General features: G+C 67.3%; 15 protein-coding genes and 1 riboswitch. Of the genes, 9 read left to right on the plus strand and 6 right to left on the minus strand.

Going from position 1 to position 15,865, the window contains the following annotated elements; genetic code table 11:
- Positions 1-130 precede the first annotated feature (130 nt).
- The 3 genes from BP68_RS02345 (at position 131) to nrdR (ending at position 2,902) form a co-directional block, all read left to right on the plus strand.
- Positions 131-949 carry a lytic transglycosylase domain-containing protein gene (locus BP68_RS02345; RefSeq protein WP_496368693.1) on the plus strand — a complete coding sequence of 273 codons (819 nt, stop codon included), beginning with the start codon at positions 131-133 and terminating at the stop codon, positions 947-949.
- Positions 950-991: 42 nt separating this feature from the next.
- Positions 992-1,149: riboswitch (ZMP/ZTP riboswitch) on the plus strand.
- A gap of 34 nt (positions 1,150-1,183) precedes the next feature.
- The gene (glyA, locus tag BP68_RS02350; RefSeq protein WP_496368695.1) at positions 1,184-2,428 is read left to right on the plus strand and encodes a serine hydroxymethyltransferase; all 1,245 of its coding nucleotides are present in this window, start codon (positions 1,184-1,186) and stop codon (positions 2,426-2,428) included.
- A 24-nt stretch (positions 2,429-2,452) separates the two neighbouring features.
- Positions 2,453-2,902: a transcriptional regulator NrdR gene (gene nrdR, locus BP68_RS02355; protein WP_496368697.1), complete on the plus strand. Its 450-nt coding sequence runs from the start codon at positions 2,453-2,455 to the stop codon at positions 2,900-2,902.
- 65 nt (positions 2,903-2,967) lie between these two features.
- Here the strand turns inward: nrdR and aroC are convergent, their stop codons facing one another.
- The gene (gene aroC / locus BP68_RS02360; RefSeq protein WP_496368699.1) at positions 2,968-4,068 is read right to left on the minus strand and encodes a chorismate synthase; all 1,101 of its coding nucleotides are present in this window, start codon (positions 4,066-4,068) and stop codon (positions 2,968-2,970) included.
- Between the two features lie 128 nt (positions 4,069-4,196).
- The gene (locus BP68_RS02365; RefSeq protein ID WP_496368701.1) at positions 4,197-4,652 is read right to left on the minus strand and encodes a CBS domain-containing protein; all 456 of its coding nucleotides are present in this window, start codon (positions 4,650-4,652) and stop codon (positions 4,197-4,199) included.
- A gap of 98 nt (positions 4,653-4,750) precedes the next feature.
- Here BP68_RS02365 and BP68_RS02370 point away from each other — a divergent pair, with 98 nt between their 5' ends.
- Both BP68_RS02370 and BP68_RS02375 read left to right on the plus strand, forming a co-directional pair.
- Positions 4,751-6,073, plus strand: a complete 1,323-nt coding sequence (locus BP68_RS02370; protein WP_496368703.1) for an O-acetylhomoserine aminocarboxypropyltransferase — start codon at positions 4,751-4,753, stop codon at positions 6,071-6,073.
- Positions 6,073-6,897, plus strand: coding sequence for an alpha/beta fold hydrolase (locus BP68_RS02375; protein WP_496369058.1), 825 nt, complete (start codon positions 6,073-6,075; stop codon positions 6,895-6,897). The genes BP68_RS02370 and BP68_RS02375 overlap by 1 nt, the downstream gene beginning before the upstream one ends.
- Before the next feature lie 137 nt (positions 6,898-7,034).
- Here the strand turns inward: BP68_RS02375 and BP68_RS02380 are convergent, their stop codons facing one another.
- Positions 7,035-7,805: an HAD family hydrolase gene (locus BP68_RS02380; protein WP_496368705.1), complete on the minus strand. Its 771-nt coding sequence runs from the start codon at positions 7,803-7,805 to the stop codon at positions 7,035-7,037.
- A gap of 75 nt (positions 7,806-7,880) precedes the next feature.
- Between BP68_RS02380 and hemH the strand changes: the two genes are divergently transcribed.
- From hemH to BP68_RS02400, 4 genes are all read left to right on the plus strand, one after another.
- Entirely contained in the window at positions 7,881-8,924 is a 1,044-nt protein-coding gene (gene hemH, locus BP68_RS02385; RefSeq protein ID WP_496368707.1) for a ferrochelatase, read from the plus strand.
- Positions 8,925-9,048: 124 nt separating this feature from the next.
- Entirely contained in the window at positions 9,049-9,993 is a 945-nt protein-coding gene (locus BP68_RS02390; protein ID WP_496368709.1) for a sulfurtransferase, read from the plus strand.
- 89 nt (positions 9,994-10,082) lie between these two features.
- On the plus strand, positions 10,083-11,180 hold the full coding sequence (locus BP68_RS02395; RefSeq protein ID WP_496368711.1) for a YeeE/YedE thiosulfate transporter family protein: 1,098 nt from the start codon (positions 10,083-10,085) through the stop codon (positions 11,178-11,180).
- 27 nt (positions 11,181-11,207) lie between these two features.
- The gene (locus tag BP68_RS02400; protein WP_496368713.1) at positions 11,208-11,375 is read left to right on the plus strand and encodes a hypothetical protein; all 168 of its coding nucleotides are present in this window, start codon (positions 11,208-11,210) and stop codon (positions 11,373-11,375) included.
- A 13-nt stretch (positions 11,376-11,388) separates the two neighbouring features.
- Here the strand turns inward: BP68_RS02400 and BP68_RS02405 are convergent, their stop codons facing one another.
- The 3 genes from BP68_RS02405 to leuA all read right to left on the minus strand — a co-directional run bounded on the left by BP68_RS02405 (position 11,389) and on the right by leuA (position 15,829).
- Positions 11,389-12,477, minus strand: a complete 1,089-nt coding sequence (locus BP68_RS02405) for a serine hydrolase (protein ID WP_496368715.1) — start codon at positions 12,475-12,477, stop codon at positions 11,389-11,391.
- 114 nt (positions 12,478-12,591) lie between these two features.
- Complete coding sequence (locus tag BP68_RS02410; RefSeq protein WP_496368717.1) at positions 12,592-14,133, minus strand: 2-isopropylmalate synthase; 1,542 nt, start codon at positions 14,131-14,133, stop codon at positions 12,592-12,594.
- 34 nt (positions 14,134-14,167) lie between these two features.
- Entirely contained in the window at positions 14,168-15,829 is a 1,662-nt protein-coding gene (leuA, locus tag BP68_RS02415; RefSeq protein WP_496368719.1) for a 2-isopropylmalate synthase, read from the minus strand.
- Positions 15,830-15,865: the final 36 nt, after the last annotated feature.

A 15,865-nucleotide genomic window follows, 5' to 3' on the forward strand; every position in this document is an offset into this window, starting at 1 on the left:
CCACGGTGCCATGCGCCGGGCATGGACTGGATGGCACACCAATCCAGGCAAGAGAGCCTGGCAAGACCGAGTCCTCACGAGCCCGTTCATGGCGCTCCCTTCTCAGGACTCGGCTCAGAAAGGAAAAGCTATGACAGCATCAGGAAGAATGATTGCCGGCGTGCGCACCTTCGCGGCCGATGTGATCAGCGGTTTCCTTGAAGTGACTCACAGCGGCTTCGCCCTACTTGGGCTGGCCGTTGCCTTTGCGGCAATCACATTGACGGCGCGCCCCGATCTGCGCGAGGCGGGCGAGGAGCAGCTCATGGGTTGGCTCCAGGCCCGCCAGGTCGCGGAAGTCGGCTTTCCGATGGAACCGATCGCCAGCGACCGCGCGACGGCGATCAACCCCAAAGACCTGCCGCGCGATCAGGCCGCCGTGGCCTTCTGGCTTAGCAAAAAGTACCGCGTCGCCCCCGAACCCCTGGCGGCCCTGGTGACCGAGGCCTATGACATTGGCGCGCGCACCAAGCTGGACCCGACGCTGATTCTAGCCATCATCGCCGTGGAATCGAGCTTCAACCCCTTTGCACAAAGCTCCGTGGGCGCCCAGGGCCTGATGCAGGTGATGACGCGCGTGCACACCGAAAAGTACGAGGGCTTCGGCGGCAAACTAGCCGCATTCGACCCCGTGGCCAACCTGCGCGTGGGCGTGAAGGTGCTGCAGGAATGCATAGCGCGCGCAGGGTCGCTGGAGGGTGGACTGCGCTACTACGTGGGCGCCGCCAACCTGCCGGATGACGGCGGCTACGCCGCCAAGGTGCTGGCCGAGCATTTCCGCCTGCGCCAAGTGGCCGGCAGCCATCCTACGACGCCGCCCGTGCTGTCCACCAAGGCGCCGGCAACGCCTGAGGCCCCCACAACGACACAGACCGCCAGCGAAGAAGTCGCCCTGCTCGGCAAGGTGTGAGGCGCGCTCACCCGCGTTGCAGCGTGCGCCGTCAGCTACACTAACGGTGCACGCAACTGGCGATAGGCGCGGAAGGCCCACAGGGCTCCGCCGCTGACGTGGAAACCGGCAGAAACCCTGTTTTCTGCAAACCACTGGGGAGCGTGCCGCGCGGACGGCAGTAGCCCCGCAGCGATCCGTCGTTCGCCTGGGCAGCCCTTGATTGCCAAGGGACACTTAGTTCATCGGACTGCCATGTACCAACGCAATATTCTTGTCGAACAAACCGATCCCGAGGTGTGGGCCGCCATCCAGGCCGAAGACCGCCGCCAGGAAGAGCACATTGAGCTGATCGCGAGCGAGAACTACGCCTCGCCCGCCGTGATGGCCGCACAGGGCTCGCAGCTCACCAACAAGTACGCCGAAGGCTACCCCGGCAAGCGCTACTACGGCGGCTGCGAAAACGTGGACGTCATCGAACAGCTTGCCATCGACCGCATCAAGCAGCTGTTCGGCGCCGAGGCGGCCAACGTGCAGCCCAACTCCGGCTCGCAGGCCAACCAGGCCGTGCTCATGGCCTTCCTCAAGCCCGGCGACACTATCCTGGGCATGAGCCTGGCCGAAGGTGGCCACCTCACCCACGGCATGCCGCTGAACATGAGCGGCAAGTGGTTCAACGTCGTTTCCTACGGCCTGAACGAGAAGGAAGAGATCGACTACGACGCGCTGGAAGCCAAGGCCCGCGAGCACAAGCCCAAGCTGATCATCGCCGGCGCCTCCGCCTACGCCCTGCGCATCGATTTCGAGCGCTTCGCGAAGATCGCCAAGGAAGTCGGCGCCATCTTCTGGGTGGACATCGCCCACTACGCAGGCCTGGTGGTCGCGGGTGAGTACCCCAACCCCGTGCCCCACGCCGACGTGGTGACCTCCACCACGCACAAGAGCCTGCGCGGCCCGCGCGGCGGCATCATCCTGATGAAGGCCGAGCACGAGAAGGCCATCAACAGCGCCATCTTCCCCGGACTGCAGGGCGGCCCGCTGGAGCATGTGATCGCCGCCAAGGCCGTGGCCTTCAAGGAGGCGCTGTCGCCCGAATTCAAGGCCTACCAGCAACAGGTGACCAAGAACGCCAAGGTGTTCGCGGAAACGCTGATCCAGCGCGGCCTGCGCATCGTGAGCGGTCGTACCGAGAGCCACGTCATGCTGGTGGACCTGCGCGCCAAGGGCATCACGGGCAAGGCGGCCGAGGCCGCCCTGGGCAAGGCCCACATCACGATCAACAAGAACGCGATCCCCAACGATCCCGAGAAGCCCATGGTGACCAGCGGCATCCGTGTGGGCACGCCCGCCATCACCACGCGCGGCTTCAAGGAAGAGGAAACGCGCATCACGGCCAACCTGCTGGCCGACGTGCTGGACAACCCGCACGACGAGGCCAACCTGGAAGCCGTGCGCGCCAAGGTGCACGCACTGACCAGCCGCTTCCCGGTCTACCGCTGATCCGCCGCCGGAACAGCCGCAGCGATGAAGTGCCCTTTCTGCAGCCATCCGGACACCCAGGTCGTTGAAACCCGTGTGTCCGAGGACGGGGACTTCATCCGACGCAGGCGCCAGTGCGGCGCCTGCGACAAGCGCTTCACCACCTACGAGCGGCCGGAAGTCAACTTCCCCACCATCGTCAAGAAGGACGGCCGCCGCGTCGAGTACGCCCGCCACAAGCTGCTCGGCTCCTTCAAACTGGCGCTGCGCAAGCGCCCGGTGAGCACGGTGCAGATCGACTCGGCCATCGAGCGCATCGAGGAAAAGCTGCTCAACCTCGCGCAACGCGAGGTGATCTCCAGCCGCATCGGCGAACTGGTCATGCGCGAACTCAAGAAGCTCGACAAGGTGGCCTACGTGCGGTACGCCAGCGTGTACCGCAGCTTCGAGGACATCGACGAGTTCCGCGCGCTGGTCGATGAAGTGCGCAAGTAAACCAGCGCTCCCCTATTGATAGCTGCCAGCGCCCAATGGACGGGCGCTGCAGCCATTTTTGGCACTCAACCGATACGCGCGGCCGCAATGGGCGCCACGGGCAGCGCCACGTCGCCGCATTGTGCGCGGTGGCGCAGCGCATGGTCCATGACCACCAGTGCCAGCAGCGCCTCGGCGATGGGCGCCGCGCGAATGCCCACGCAGGGGTCGTGGCGGCCCTTGGTGATGACCTCCGTGCTCTGGCCGTGGATGTCGATGGACTCGCGTGGGCTGATGATGGAACTGGTCGGCTTGATGGCGATGGACACCTCGATGTCCTGCCCCGTGCTAATGCCCCCCACGACGCCACCCGCGTTGTTGCTCGCAAAGCCCTGGGGCGTGAGCGAATCGCCGTGCGTGGTGCCGCGCTGGGCCACGCTCGCGAAGCCGGCGCCGATCTCCACGCCCTTGACGGCATTCAGGCCCATCATCACATGGGCGATGTCGGCGTCGAGCTTGTCGAACAAGGGCTCGCCCAGCCCCACGGGCATGCCCGAGGCCTGCACGCGGATGCGGGCGCCGCAGGAGTCACCGCTCTTGCGCAGTGCATCCATGTAGTCCTCGTAGGCCTGCACATCGGCCACCGGGGCGAAGAAGGGGTTGTGGGGCACATGGTCCCAGCTCTCGAAGGCAATGGGCAGCTCGCCCAGCTGCGTCATGCAGGCGCGGAACTCGGTGCCGAATTTTTCCTTGAGCCACTTCTTGGCCACCGCGCCGGCTGCGACGGTGGGCGCGGTGAGGCGCGCGGACGAGCGGCCGCCGCCGCGCGGGTCGCGCAGGCCGTACTTGTGCCAGTAGGCGTAGTCGGCATGGCCCGGGCGGAAGCTCTGGGCGATGTTGGAGTAGTCCTTGCTGCGCTGGTCCGTGTTGCGGATCAGCAGCGCGATGGGCGTGCCCGTGGTCTTGCCCTCGTACACGCCCGAGAGGATTTCCACCGCGTCGGGCTCGTTGCGCTGCGTGACGTGGCGGCTGGTGCCCGGGCGGCGGCGGTCCAGGTCGGCCTGGATGTCGGCCTCGGACAGCGCCATGCCCGGCGGGCAGCCGTCGATCACGCAGCCGATGGCCGGGCCGTGGGATTCACCAAAGTTGGTGACGCAGAAAAGGGTGCCAAGTGTGTTGCCGCTCATGGGCCGCGATTATCCCAGAGGGCCAGGCCGCGCACCGTGCGGTGCACGCAGCGCACAACGCTATCAAAAAAATAGCTGCAAGCGCTTGATAGGTAAGCGCTGGCAGCCCATTTGGCTTGAAAACCGCCTCAGTTGGCGGGACGGGCCTCTTGCGCGGGCCAGTCGCGGATGTAGGCCTTGAGCAGCTTGTTCTCGAAATTCTGGCTGTCCACCACGGCCTTGGCCACGTCGTAGAAGCTCACCACGCCCATCAGCATGCGCTGGTCCATCACCGGCATGTAGCGCGCATGGCGGCCCAGCATCATGCGGCGCACCTCGTCCATGTCGGTCTCCAGCGTGCAGGTCAGCGGCGCATCGTCCATGGCCGTGCGTACCAGCATCGTGCCAACGCTGCCGCCGTTTTTCGTCAGCGCCTGGATCACCTCGCGGAAGGTCAGCATGCCCACCAGGTCGCCATGCTCCATCACCACCAGCGAGCCGATGTCCTTGTCGGCCATGGCCTCGACTGCACGGGCCAGCGGCTCGTCGGGATGCACGGTGTACAGGGTGTTGCCTTTGAGGCGGAGGATGTCGCTGACTTTCATGGGTATCTCCGAATGGTTCCGCAGGCGCTGCGTGCAGCCCTTTCCTCTGGGAAATATAGCCCACAATGGTGCGTTGATTCACCACTTTGGAGACATGGATGCCCGGATATTCCGACCCCGGCTTCGACACGCTCGCGCTGCACGCGGGCGCGCAGCCGGATCCCGCCACAGGAGCGCGCGCCGTACCGATCCACCTGAGCACCTCGTTCGTCTTTGAGTCGAGCGACCACGCCGCCGCCCTGTTCAACCTGGAACGCCCGGGCCATGTGTACAGCCGCATCAGCAACCCCACGAACGCGGTGCTGGAGCAGCGCGTGGCCGCGCTCGAAGGCGGCGTGGGCGCGATCGCCGTGGCCAGCGGCCAGGCGGCGCTGCACCTGTCGATCGCCACGCTGATGGGCGCGGGCAGCCACATCGTGGCCAGCACCGCGCTCTATGGCGGTTCGCAGAACCTGCTGCACTACACGCTGGCGCGCTTCGGCATCGAAACCACCTTCGTGAAGCCCGGCGACATCGACGGCTGGAAGGCGGCCGTGCGCCCCAACACCAAGCTGTTCTTCGGTGAAACCGTGGGCAATCCCGGCCTGGACGTGCTGGACATCCCCACCGTGTCGCAGATCGCCCATGACGCCGGCGTGCCGCTGCTGGTGGACTCCACCCTCACCTCGCCCTGGCTCATCAAGCCCTTCGAGCATGGCGCCGACCTGGTCTACCACTCGGCCACCAAGTTCCTGTCGGGCCACGGCACGGTGATCGGCGGCATCGTGGTCGACGGCGGCAGCTTCGACTGGGACGGCCCCCGCTCGCAAGGCAAGTTTGCCGAGCTGACCCAGCCCTACGACGGCTTCCACAACATGGTGTTCACCGAGGAAAGCACCGTCGGCGCCTTCCTGCTGCGCGCGCGGCGCGAGGGCCTGCGCGACTTCGGCGCCTGCATGAGCCCGCACACGGCCTGGCTGATCCTGCAGGGCATCGAGACCCTGCCGCTGCGCATGGAACGCCATATGCGCAACACCGAGAAGGTGGTGCAGTTTCTCGCCAGCCAGCCGTTCGTGGCGCGCGTGGGCCATCCGCTGCTGGAGTCGCACTCCAGCCATCAGCTGGCGCAGCGCCTGCTGCCGCGCGGCGCGGGCTCGGTGTTCAGCTTCGACCTCAAGGGCAACCGCGAGCAGGGCAAGAAGTTCATCGAGACGCTCAAGGTCTTCAGCCACCTGGCCAACGTGGGCGACTGCCGCAGCCTGGTGATCCACCCGGCCAGCACCACGCACTTCCGCATGAGCGACGAGGCGCTGGCGCAGGCCGGCATCGGCCAGGGCACGATCCGCCTGTCCATCGGCCTGGAAGATCCCGACGACCTGATCGACGACCTCAAGCGCGCCCTGAAGGCCGCGGAGAAGCTCGGCGGAAAGGCAGGTGCGTGATGTACGTGCAAGTCAACGGCGCACAGACCTACTGCTACACCGGCGGCAAGCCCTTCTACGCGGCCAAGCCCACGGTGGTGTTCATCCACGGGGTGCTCAACGACCACAGCGTCTGGGCCCTGCAAAGCCGCTACATGGCCAACCACGGCTGGAACGTGCTGGCCGTGGACCTGCCCGGCCACAGCCGCAGCGGCGGCGATGCGCCCGCCAGCGTGGAGCAGGCGGCCGACTTCATCGGCGCCCTGCTCGACGCGCTGGGCATCGCCCAAGCCGCGCTGGTGGGCCACAGCTGGGGCTCGCTGATCGCGCTGGAGGCCGCCGCCCGCCTGGGTGCGCGCGTCAGCCACCTGGTGCTGGTGGGCACGGCCTATCCCATGAAGGTGTCGCCCGCGCTCATCGAGGCCGCCCAGTCCAACCCGGAGCAGGCACTGCGCATGGTCAACGTGTTCTCGCGCAGTACCCTGGCGCCGCCGTCGGGGGCCGGCTTCTGGGTGTTTGGCGCGGGCATGGCACTGGGCCGGCGCGTGCTGCGCAGCAATCCGCAGGTCAACGTGTTCCACCGCGGCTTCGTGGCCTGCGACAGCTATGCCAATGGCGAGCAGGCCATGGCCGCCATCCAGTGCCCGGTGCTGTTCGCGCTGGGCGCGCAGGACCAGATGACGGCGCCCAAGGCCGCGCAGGGCCTGATCAGCGCCGCGCGCGCCGCTGGCAAGGACGTGCAGACGGCCAGTCTGCCCGTGGGCCACCACCAGATGACCGAGGCGCCGGACGAGACGCTGTTCGCCATCCGCGACTTCCTGGCCCGCAAGCCCGTGGCCGCCTGAGCTCCGCCACCGGCCGCGCCCGCGCACACCGGGTAGGCCGGTGGCTTTTCAGGCCACAGCGCCCGCCTAGCAAGCGCCAATAGCTATTAATAACATAGCAAAAATGGCCAACACCTGGCGCGGCGCAACATTGCCCGTCAGGCCAGCAGCCGGCACAGCGCGCGCAGGCTGTCTACCGTGGCATGGGGCGCCGCGCCGTGCGGCCATTCGGCCCGCGCCGTGTTCAGCCACGCGGCCTGCATGCCCGCGTCCAGCGCGCCCTGCGCGTCCAGCAACGCATCGTCACCCACATGCAACACCTGCGCGGGCGCCACGCCGGCGGCCTGCGCCGCCGCATGGAAGATGCGCGCGTCGGGCTTGGCAATGCCCAGCGCGCCGGCGCTCAGGCTGGCCTTGAAATAGTGGCCGATGCCGATGCGGTGCACGTCGGCATTGCCGTTGGACACGGCCACGACGGGGTAGCGCGTGGACAGGAAATCGAGCGTCTCGAGTGCGTCGGCAAACAGGTCCACGCGATGGCGCTCGGCGAAGAAGAACTCGAACGCCGGCTCGGCCAGCGCGGGATCGTCGCCCGCCTGCGTGAGCGCCAGCCGAATCGACTCGCGCCGCAGCGCCCCCAGGTCGTGCCGCAGATCGGGGCGCAGGTCGGCCATGCGCAGGCGAATGGCGCGCAGCGCCTGCGCGTCGGTAAACAGCGCCGCCGTGGCCGGGGCATGCGCGGCCAGCCAGCCGGCCAGCGCAGACTCGGCCCGCGCCAGGGTGGGCCAGACGGGCCACAGCGTGTCGTCCAGATCCAGTGTGATGGCGCGTATGCGCGACGGGTCCAGCGCATGCGCGGTGGCGGGCCGTGTCGTGCCAGCAGCGGGCGTGGCGGCAGGGGGCGAAGCGAAAGAGGGTGCGGTAGACATGGCGCCGCCAAGAATACTCCACGGATACTCCAGCGCAGCCGTTGGCAGGCCCCGGCCATTTGCCACAATCACCCCATGCGCTCCCCATCCTCTGCCGAACTTGCCCCAGCTTCCACCGTTTCTGCACCCCAGCCACGTACCGCCGTCCTGCTGTGCAACCTGGGCACGCCCGATGCTCCCACGCCCGCCGCGCTGCGCCGCTACCTAGCGCAGTTCCTGAGCGACCCGCGGGTGGTCGAGATCCCGCGCGCGCTCTGGCTGCCGCTGTTGCACGGCATCATCCTGCGCACGCGGCCGGCCCAGTCGGCCGCCAAGTACGCCACGATCTGGACGCCCGAGGGCTCGCCCCTGGCCGTGTGGACGGCCAAGCAGGCCACGATGCTGCGCGGCTGGCTGGGCGAGGCCGGCCAGCAGGTACGCGTGCTGCCCGCCATGCGCTACGGGCAACCCGCCATCGCCGCCCAACTGCAGGCCCTGCAGGCCGAGGGCGTGGAGCACGTGCTGGTGCTGCCGCTGTACCCGCAGTATTCGGGCACGACCACCGCCAGCGTGGTGGACGACGTGGCCGCCTGGGTACGCCGCTCGCGCCACTTCCCCGAACTGCGCTTCGTCAACAGCTACCACGACCACCCGGACTACATCGGCGCCCTGGCGCAGTCCGTGCGCGCGCACTGGCAGCGCGAGGGCGGGCCCGCGGACAAGCTGGTGATGAGCTTTCACGGCATTCCCGCGCGCAATGTGCGCCTGGGCGACCCCTACGCCGAGCAGTGCCACACCACCGCCCGCCTGCTGGCCGATGCGCTGGGCCTGGCGCCGCAGCAGTACCAGCTGACCTTCCAGTCGCGCTTTGGCAAGGCCCAATGGCTGGAGCCCTACACCGAGCCCACGCTGGTCGCGCTGGCCCAGGCGGGCACGCGCCGCGTGGACGTGATGTGCCCCGGCTTCACCGGCGACTGCCTGGAGACGCTGGAGGAGATCAACCAGGAGGCGCGCCACGCCTTCCTGCAGGCGGGCGGGCAGGAGTTCCGCTACATCCCCTGCCTGAACGACAGCCATGCGTGGATTACGGCGCTCAGCCGCATCGCGCAGGAGCATCTGGCGGGCTGGCCGCGCACGTAGCGCATGTAACGCCATGGCGTTATGACGCTCGCACATAAGGTCAATCCCATTTTGTCGTTGGGCCGTGGGTGCTGGGGCGGGACAATCGCGGGCCGTCTTTGCCCCTTGTCCATCGGTATTTGCCATGAAACACCTGCTTGCCCTCGCCGTGATCGCCACTGCCGCCCATGGCGCGTGGGCCGCCCAGCCCCTGCTGACGCCCGCCGAGCTGAACGCCCAGGCGGCGCAGGCCACGCCGCCGCGCGTGATCGACATCCGCGATCCCGCCAGCTATGGCGCCCGGCACATCCCCGGCGCGGTGAACGCCCCCTACGGCAAGTGGCGCGGCCCGGCCAGCAACCCGGGTGAGCTGCCCGACACACCGAAGCTCACGGCGCTCGTGCAGTCGCTGGGCCTCACGCCCTCCACCCATGCCGTGGTCGTCTCCACGGGGGCCGATGCGACCGACTTCGGCGCCGCCGCCCGCGTGTACTGGACGCTGAAGCTGCTGGGCCTGAAGGAGCTGTCCATCCTCAACGGCGGCATGAAGGCCTGGGACCAGGCCGGCCTGCCGCAGACGGCAGAGGTGCCGCAGGCAACGCCCAGCCAGTACGCACCCCGGCTCGACACCGGCCTGCTCGCCACGCGCGAGGACGTGCAGCAGCATGTCCGCCTGAGCAATGCGGCGCTGGTCGATTCGCGCCCCGACGCCTTCTACCAGGGCAAGGTGCGTGCACCGGCGGCCAAGCTCTCGGGCACCCTGCCCGGCGCGCAGCAGCTCGACTTCAACCAGTGGTTCGTGCCCGGCACCAGCACCTTCGTGGACACGGCCACGGCCCAGCGGATCGCCGCCCAGGTCAAGCGCGAGCAGGGCCAGGACATGGTCGCGTTCTGCAACACCGGCCACTGGGCCGCCACCGACTGGTTCGGCCTGTCCGAGGTCGCGGGCCTGCCCGGCGTGAAGCTCTACGCCGGCTCGATGGTGGACTGGACCCAGTCCCCGGAGCCGCCACCCATGGCCAACCAGCCCGGCCGCATGCAATCGCTGGCCTATGACGCCAAGCAGTGGTGGGAACGCAAGTTCAAGTAGGCCCACGCGCCCGCGCAGCAGATTGATGCTCAAATCGGCCTCTAGCGCTTGATACACAAGCGCTAGCAGCTCACTTTTTTGATAACTCCATGAAACGACTCCCTCTCGCGGCCCTGCTGGCCGTCTTCTTCGGCTGGCTGCTGTGGGCCGTCTCGGCGCGCCAGGCCGCGCTGTTCGCCGTGGGCCTGGGCCTGGGCGCGGTACTGGCGGGCCAGCGCTTCGGGTTCACCACGGGCTGGCGCATGCTCATCGAAGACAAGGACGCCAGCGGCGTCATGGGCCAGCTGCTGCTGCTGGCGCTGGCCGCGGCGCTGGCCATGCCACTGCTGGGCCACTACCCCGAACTCACGGCCGCACTGGGCCCGCCCAGCGTCAGCCTGTTGATCGGCGCCTTTGTGTTCGGCCTGTGCATGCAGATCGCCGACGGCTGCGGCAGCGGCACGCTGTACAAGGCCGGCCTGGGCATTCCGATGAATGCCGCCATCCTGCCGCTGTTCGCCCTGGGCAGCTTTCTGGGCTCCATGCACCTGGGCTTCTGGCTCGATCTGGGCCGCACCCAGCCCGTGGGCCTGGTCAGCCGCCTCGGCTGGGTTCAGGCGCTGCTGCTCACGCTGGCCGCGCTGGCCGTGGTTGCCGTGGCCGTGCGCTGGTACGCGGGCCGCGCCAACGTCCGCCTGGGCCGCGCGGCCCAGCCGCTGCTGGTGCGCAAGTGGATGCTGGGTGCGGTGTTGCTGGCGCTGCTGGCCACGCTGAACCTGGTGATCGCCGGCCAGCCCTGGGGCGTGGTCTACGGCTTCGGCCTGTGGGCCGCCAAGATTGCCAGCGCCACCGGTGCGGTCGATCTGGCCGGCAACTGGTTCTGGAGCCAGCCCGGCAACGCCGCACGCCTGCAAGAGAGCGTGCTGCTGGACGTGACCAGCATCACCAACATCGGCATCCTCGGCGGCGCGCTGTGGGTGTCGGCCGGCAAGCCGGCTTCCGCCAAGGCCTTGAACGGCACGCAATGGGCCGTGGCGCTGGTTGCGGGACTGGTGCTGGGCTACAGCTCGCGCCTGGCCTTCGGCTGCAACGTGGGAGCCATGCTGTCGGGCATCTCCACGGGCAGCATCCACGGCTGGATCTGGGTGCCGCTGGCCTTCGCGGGCACGATCTTCGGTCTGCGCATCCGCCGCCATTTCGGCTTCTGAGCGCCGTTTGGAACACAAGGATCGACCATGACACGACACACCACGCTGCGCCTGGCCTTCTGGGCAGTGCTTGCCGCCTTCCTGGCCTGGGACTGGTCCCACTCCAAGCCGGTGGACCTGCGCTTCGAGCCTCCGCTGATCGCCGCCGGCTCGGGCAAGGCCGCCTCGGGCGGACATTGCTCCATGCCGGACTGAGGGCGGCGCCGAATCAGCTCTTGGGGCCGGTGCTGGCGTGGAGGATGGCGCCCCCGACCGGGTGCGCCTTCTCCACCCAGGAGCGCACCCGTTCGGCATCGCCCAGGCGGCTGAATTTGCCGGCGGAATCGAGGAACACCATGATCAGCTTGCGGCCGGCTACCTGCGCCTGCATGACCAGGCAGCGCCCCGCCTCGGAGATGTAGCCGGTCTTCTGCAGACCGATATCCCACGCCGGGCTCTTCACCAGGCGGTTGGTGTTGTTGTACTGCAAGACACGGCGGCCCACGGCCACCTCATGGCTCGGGGAGGTGGACAGCTCGCGCAGCAGCGGGTCGCTGTGGGTCACATTGACCAGCGTGGCCAGGTCATGGGCGCTGGACTGGTTGCTGCTGGACAGGCCCGTGGGCTCGACATAGCGTGTGTCCGTCATGCCCAGCAGCCTGGCCTTGGCGTTCATGCGTTCGACGAAGGCGCCCATCCCGCCGGGGAAGGTGCGGCCCAGGGCATGGGCCGCCCGGTTTTCGCTGGACATCAGGGCCAGATGCAGCAGCTCGCCCCGCGACAGCGTGGCACCGACCGTCAGGCGCGAGCCGCTGCCCTTCTCGGTATCCACATCGTCCTGCGTAATGGTGATGGGTTCGTCCATGGGCAGGGCCGCCTCGGAAATCAGCAACCCTGTCATGAGCTTGGTCAGCGAGGCGATCGGCAGCACGGCATGGTCGTTCTTGCTGAGCAGGACCTCTTTGGTGTCCTGGTCGATCACCAGCGCAACGCTGGACTTCAGGTCCAGCGGATCACTCACCTCATGCAGGCCCGCCAACTGGCCGTAGGACAGCCGCGCCGGCTCCGCCGCCATGCGCACCGGCGCCCTTGCGCTGCGCGCAGACACACGGGTGACCTTGGCCGTCACGGCCTTGCGCGGGGCCTTGGCGGCCGACTTGGCCGCCGTCCGCTTGGCCACGGCCGACGTGGATTGTTTCTTGGCAACGGCCTTCTTGCGTTCGGCCGCATGCGCACCAGGCGATGCGAGAGCAAGACTTACGAGCGCCAGGGCCAAGGCCTGGGAAAGACGGGAGGCGATGCGAAAGCGGACGTGCATCATTTGCTCCAAGCAGCAACAACTGTATGGCAGTGTACAGAACTGAAAAAAGTCGCGCAAGATCAATACCTTGCGCGACTCTTTTAGAAAGAGCCTCAATTATAAGACTGCCACTCAGCCCTGGGCGGCCACGCGCTCGGCTTTACTTTGTAACTTGTTCAGGGCGCTCAGGTAAGCCTTGGCCGATGCCACCACGATATCCGGGTCCGCGCCCACGCCATTGACCACCCGGCCGGCGCTTTGCAGGCGCACGGTGACCTCGCCCTGGCTCTCGGTGGAGCCGCTGATGGCGTTGACCGAATACAGCACCATCTCCGCCCCGCTCTGCACGTGCGACTCAATCGCCTTCAGGGACGCATCGACCGGGCCGTTGCCGTCCGACGCACCGCGCACCTCCTTCCCGTCCACGGTAAAGACCACCGTGGCCTGCGGGCGTTCGCCGGTCTCGCTGTGCTGCGCCAGCGACACGAAGCCGAACTGCTCCTTCTCGCTGGTGACGCTCTCGTCGCTCACCAGGGCCAGAATGTCCTCGTCGAAGATCTCGCTCTTGCGGTCAGCCAGTTCCTTGAACTTGGCGAAGGCGGCATTGATCTCGCCCTCGCTCTCCAACTGCACGCCCAGCTCCTGCAGGCGCTGCTTGAAGGCGTTGCGGCCGCTGAGCTTGCCCAGCACGATCTTGTTGGCGCTCCAGCCCACGTCCTCGGCGCGCATGATCTCGTAAGTGTCGCGCGCCTTGAGCACGCCGTCCTGGTGGATGCCCGAGGCATGGGCGAACGCATTGGCGCCCACCACGGCCTTGTTGGGCTGCACGACGAAGCCTGTGGTCTGGCTCACCATGCGGCTGGCGGCCACGATGTGCTGGGTGTCGATGTTGACCTGCAGGCCGAAGTAGTCCTTGCGCGTCTTCACGGCCATGACCACCTCTTCCAGCGAGCAGTTGCCCGCGCGCTCGCCCAGGCCGTTGATGGTGCACTCCACCTGGCGCGCCCCGCCGATCTTCACGCCCGCCAGCGAATTGGCCACGGCCATGCCCAGGTCGTTGTGGCAGTGCACGCTCCAGATGGCCTTGTCGCTGTTGGGCACCTTCTCGCGCAGCGTCTTGATGAAGTTGCCGTACAGCTCGGGAATGGCGTAACCCACGGTGTCGGGGATGTTGATGGTGGTGGCGCCTTCCTTGATGACGGCCTCGCACACGCGGGCCAGGAAGTCGATCTCGCTGCGATAGCCGTCTTCCGCGCTGTACTCGATGTCTCCCGCCAGGTTGCGCGCGAAGCGCACGGCCTGGATGGACTGCTCCAGCACCTGCTCGGGCGTCATGCGCAGCTTCTTTTCCATGTGCAGCGGGCTGGTGGCGATGAAGGTGTGGATGCGCCCGCGGTTGGCGCCCTTGAGCGCCTCGGCGGCGCGCGCGATGTCGCGGTCGTTGGCGCGCGCCAGCGAGCACACGGTGGAATCCTTGATCGCGTTGGCGATGGCCTGTATGCACTCGAAGTCGCCATTGGAGCTGGCGGCGAAGCCGGCCTCGATCACATCCACCTTCAGACGCTCCAGCTGCCGGGCGATGCGCAGCTTCTCGTCGCGCGTCATCGATGCGCCCGGAGACTGCTCGCCGTCGCGCAAGGTGGTGTCGAAAATGATGAGTTTGTCGGTGGTCATGGGTTGCCTCTGTCGTTTTGGTGGGAATGAATGGCTATGCCGCAACGGCCTGCGCCTGCGGCGCACGCTGCATGCCCGAGAGAATGGCGCGGATGGACGCGGAAACGATGTTGGCATCCATGCCGACACCGTACACCGTGTACTGCTCGTCGATCCGCATCTCCACGTAGGCCACGGCCTTGGCGTTGGCGCCCTCGCTGATGGCGTGTTCGTTGAAGTCCAGCACCCGCACTCCTCGGCCAAGCGCTGAGGACAGAGCCTGCACAAAGGCATCTATGGGGCCGGTCCCCTCGCCTTCGATCTCAAGCCTCTCGTCCTGCCACTGCAGGCTGGCCGTCAAAGCGACGGTGCCACTTTCACCCTGCATGCGGTAGGCCGGCGTCACCGCGGCACCGAAGCGGTATTCACGCTGGAAAAGTTCCCACAGATCGGCCGCCGTCAACTCCTTGCCGCTGGCGTCCATCTCGCGCTGAACGGCCTGGCTGAACTCGATCTGCAGGCGACGCGGCAGTTGCATACCGTATTCCGTCTCCAGCAGGTAGGCCATGCCGCCCTTGCCCGACTGGCTATTGACGCGGATCACCGCCTCGTAGCTGCGGCCCAGGTCTTTGGGGTCGATAGGCAGATAGGGAATCTCCCACACGTCATCCGGGCGGCGCGCGGCGAAGCCCTTCTTGATGGCGTCCTGGTGCGAACCCGAGAACGACGTATAGACGAGGTCGCCCGCATAGGGATGGCGCGCCGGCACAGGCAACTGGTTACAGTGCTCCACCTCGGCGCGGATGGCGTCGATGTCCGAGAAATCCAACTCCGGCGAGACGCCCTGCACGTACATGTTGAGCGCGACGTTGACGATGTCGAGGTTGCCAGTGCGCTCGCCGTTGCCGAACAGGCAGCCTTCCACGCGGTGGGCGCCGGCCATCAGCGCCATCTCGGCAGCGGCCGTGCCGGTACCGCGGTCGTTGTGCGGGTGCACGGACAGCACCACCTCGGGCCGGCCTGCGAAGCGCCGCGCCATCCACTCGATCTGGTCGGCAAAGATGTTGGGCGTGGACGCCTCCACGGTCGTTGGCAGGTTCAGGATGATGGGACGACCCGGGCCCCAGGCGGTGATCGCCGTCTCGCAGGCCTGCAGCGACACGTCGAGCTCGGCCAGACTGAAGGTCTCGGGCGAATACTGCAGCACCCATTCGGTTTCGGGCCGTGCATCGGTGAGTTCGCGCACCTGGTGAATGTGGCGCTCCACCAGCGCCATGACCTCGGGCACCTCCATGCCGAACACCACCGTACGCCACACGGGCGCCACGGCGTTGTATACGTGGACGATGACCCGGCGCGCGCCCTGGACGGCATCGACGGTGCGCCCGATCAGCTCCTCGCGCGCCGGCGTCATCACCTGGATGGTCACGTCGTCGGGAATGCGGTCCTCGTCAATGAGCTTGCGCACGAAGTCCCATTCGATCTGGGACGCGGCGGGGAAGCCCACCTCGATTTCCTTGAAGCCGATGCGCACAAGCATCTCGAACATGCGCAGCTTGCGCTGCAGATCCATGGGCTCAATAAGCGCCTGATTGCCGTCGCGCAGGTCGGTGGACAGCCAGATGGGTGCACGGGTGATCTGCGCGTCGGGCCACGTGCGATCCTTGAGCCGCACGGGAGTGAAGGGGCGGTACTTGGTGGAGGGGTTCTGCAACATTGGAGCTCTCTTTCGTGGAACAGCAGTGAATCTGGC

This window comes from Diaphorobacter oryzae DSM 22780 (assembly GCF_059568935.1).

Excerpts from the sequence above, each read along its gene's own strand:
- BP68_RS02345 (WP_496368693.1), top strand. The coding sequence starts at position 131 with ATGACAGCATCAGGAAGAATGATTGCCGGCGTGCGCACCTTCGCGGCC.
- glyA (WP_496368695.1), top strand. The coding sequence starts at position 1,184 with ATGTACCAACGCAATATTCTTGTCGAACAAACCGATCCCGAGGTGTGG.
- nrdR (WP_496368697.1), top strand. The coding sequence starts at position 2,453 with ATGAAGTGCCCTTTCTGCAGCCATCCGGACACCCAGGTCGTTGAAACC.
- aroC (WP_496368699.1), bottom strand. The coding sequence starts at position 4,068 with ATGAGCGGCAACACACTTGGCACCCTTTTCTGCGTCACCAACTTTGGT.
- BP68_RS02365 (WP_496368701.1), bottom strand. The coding sequence starts at position 4,652 with ATGAAAGTCAGCGACATCCTCCGCCTCAAAGGCAACACCCTGTACACC.
- BP68_RS02370 (WP_496368703.1), top strand. The coding sequence starts at position 4,751 with ATGCCCGGATATTCCGACCCCGGCTTCGACACGCTCGCGCTGCACGCG.
- BP68_RS02375 (WP_496369058.1), top strand. The coding sequence starts at position 6,073 with ATGTACGTGCAAGTCAACGGCGCACAGACCTACTGCTACACCGGCGGC.
- BP68_RS02380 (WP_496368705.1), bottom strand. The coding sequence starts at position 7,805 with ATGTCTACCGCACCCTCTTTCGCTTCGCCCCCTGCCGCCACGCCCGCT.
- hemH (WP_496368707.1), top strand. The coding sequence starts at position 7,881 with ATGCGCTCCCCATCCTCTGCCGAACTTGCCCCAGCTTCCACCGTTTCT.
- BP68_RS02390 (WP_496368709.1), top strand. The coding sequence starts at position 9,049 with ATGAAACACCTGCTTGCCCTCGCCGTGATCGCCACTGCCGCCCATGGC.
- BP68_RS02395 (WP_496368711.1), top strand. The coding sequence starts at position 10,083 with ATGAAACGACTCCCTCTCGCGGCCCTGCTGGCCGTCTTCTTCGGCTGG.
- BP68_RS02400 (WP_496368713.1), top strand. The coding sequence starts at position 11,208 with ATGACACGACACACCACGCTGCGCCTGGCCTTCTGGGCAGTGCTTGCC.
- BP68_RS02405 (WP_496368715.1), bottom strand. The coding sequence starts at position 12,477 with ATGCACGTCCGCTTTCGCATCGCCTCCCGTCTTTCCCAGGCCTTGGCC.
- BP68_RS02410 (WP_496368717.1), bottom strand. The coding sequence starts at position 14,133 with ATGACCACCGACAAACTCATCATTTTCGACACCACCTTGCGCGACGGC.
- leuA (WP_496368719.1), bottom strand. The coding sequence starts at position 15,829 with ATGTTGCAGAACCCCTCCACCAAGTACCGCCCCTTCACTCCCGTGCGG.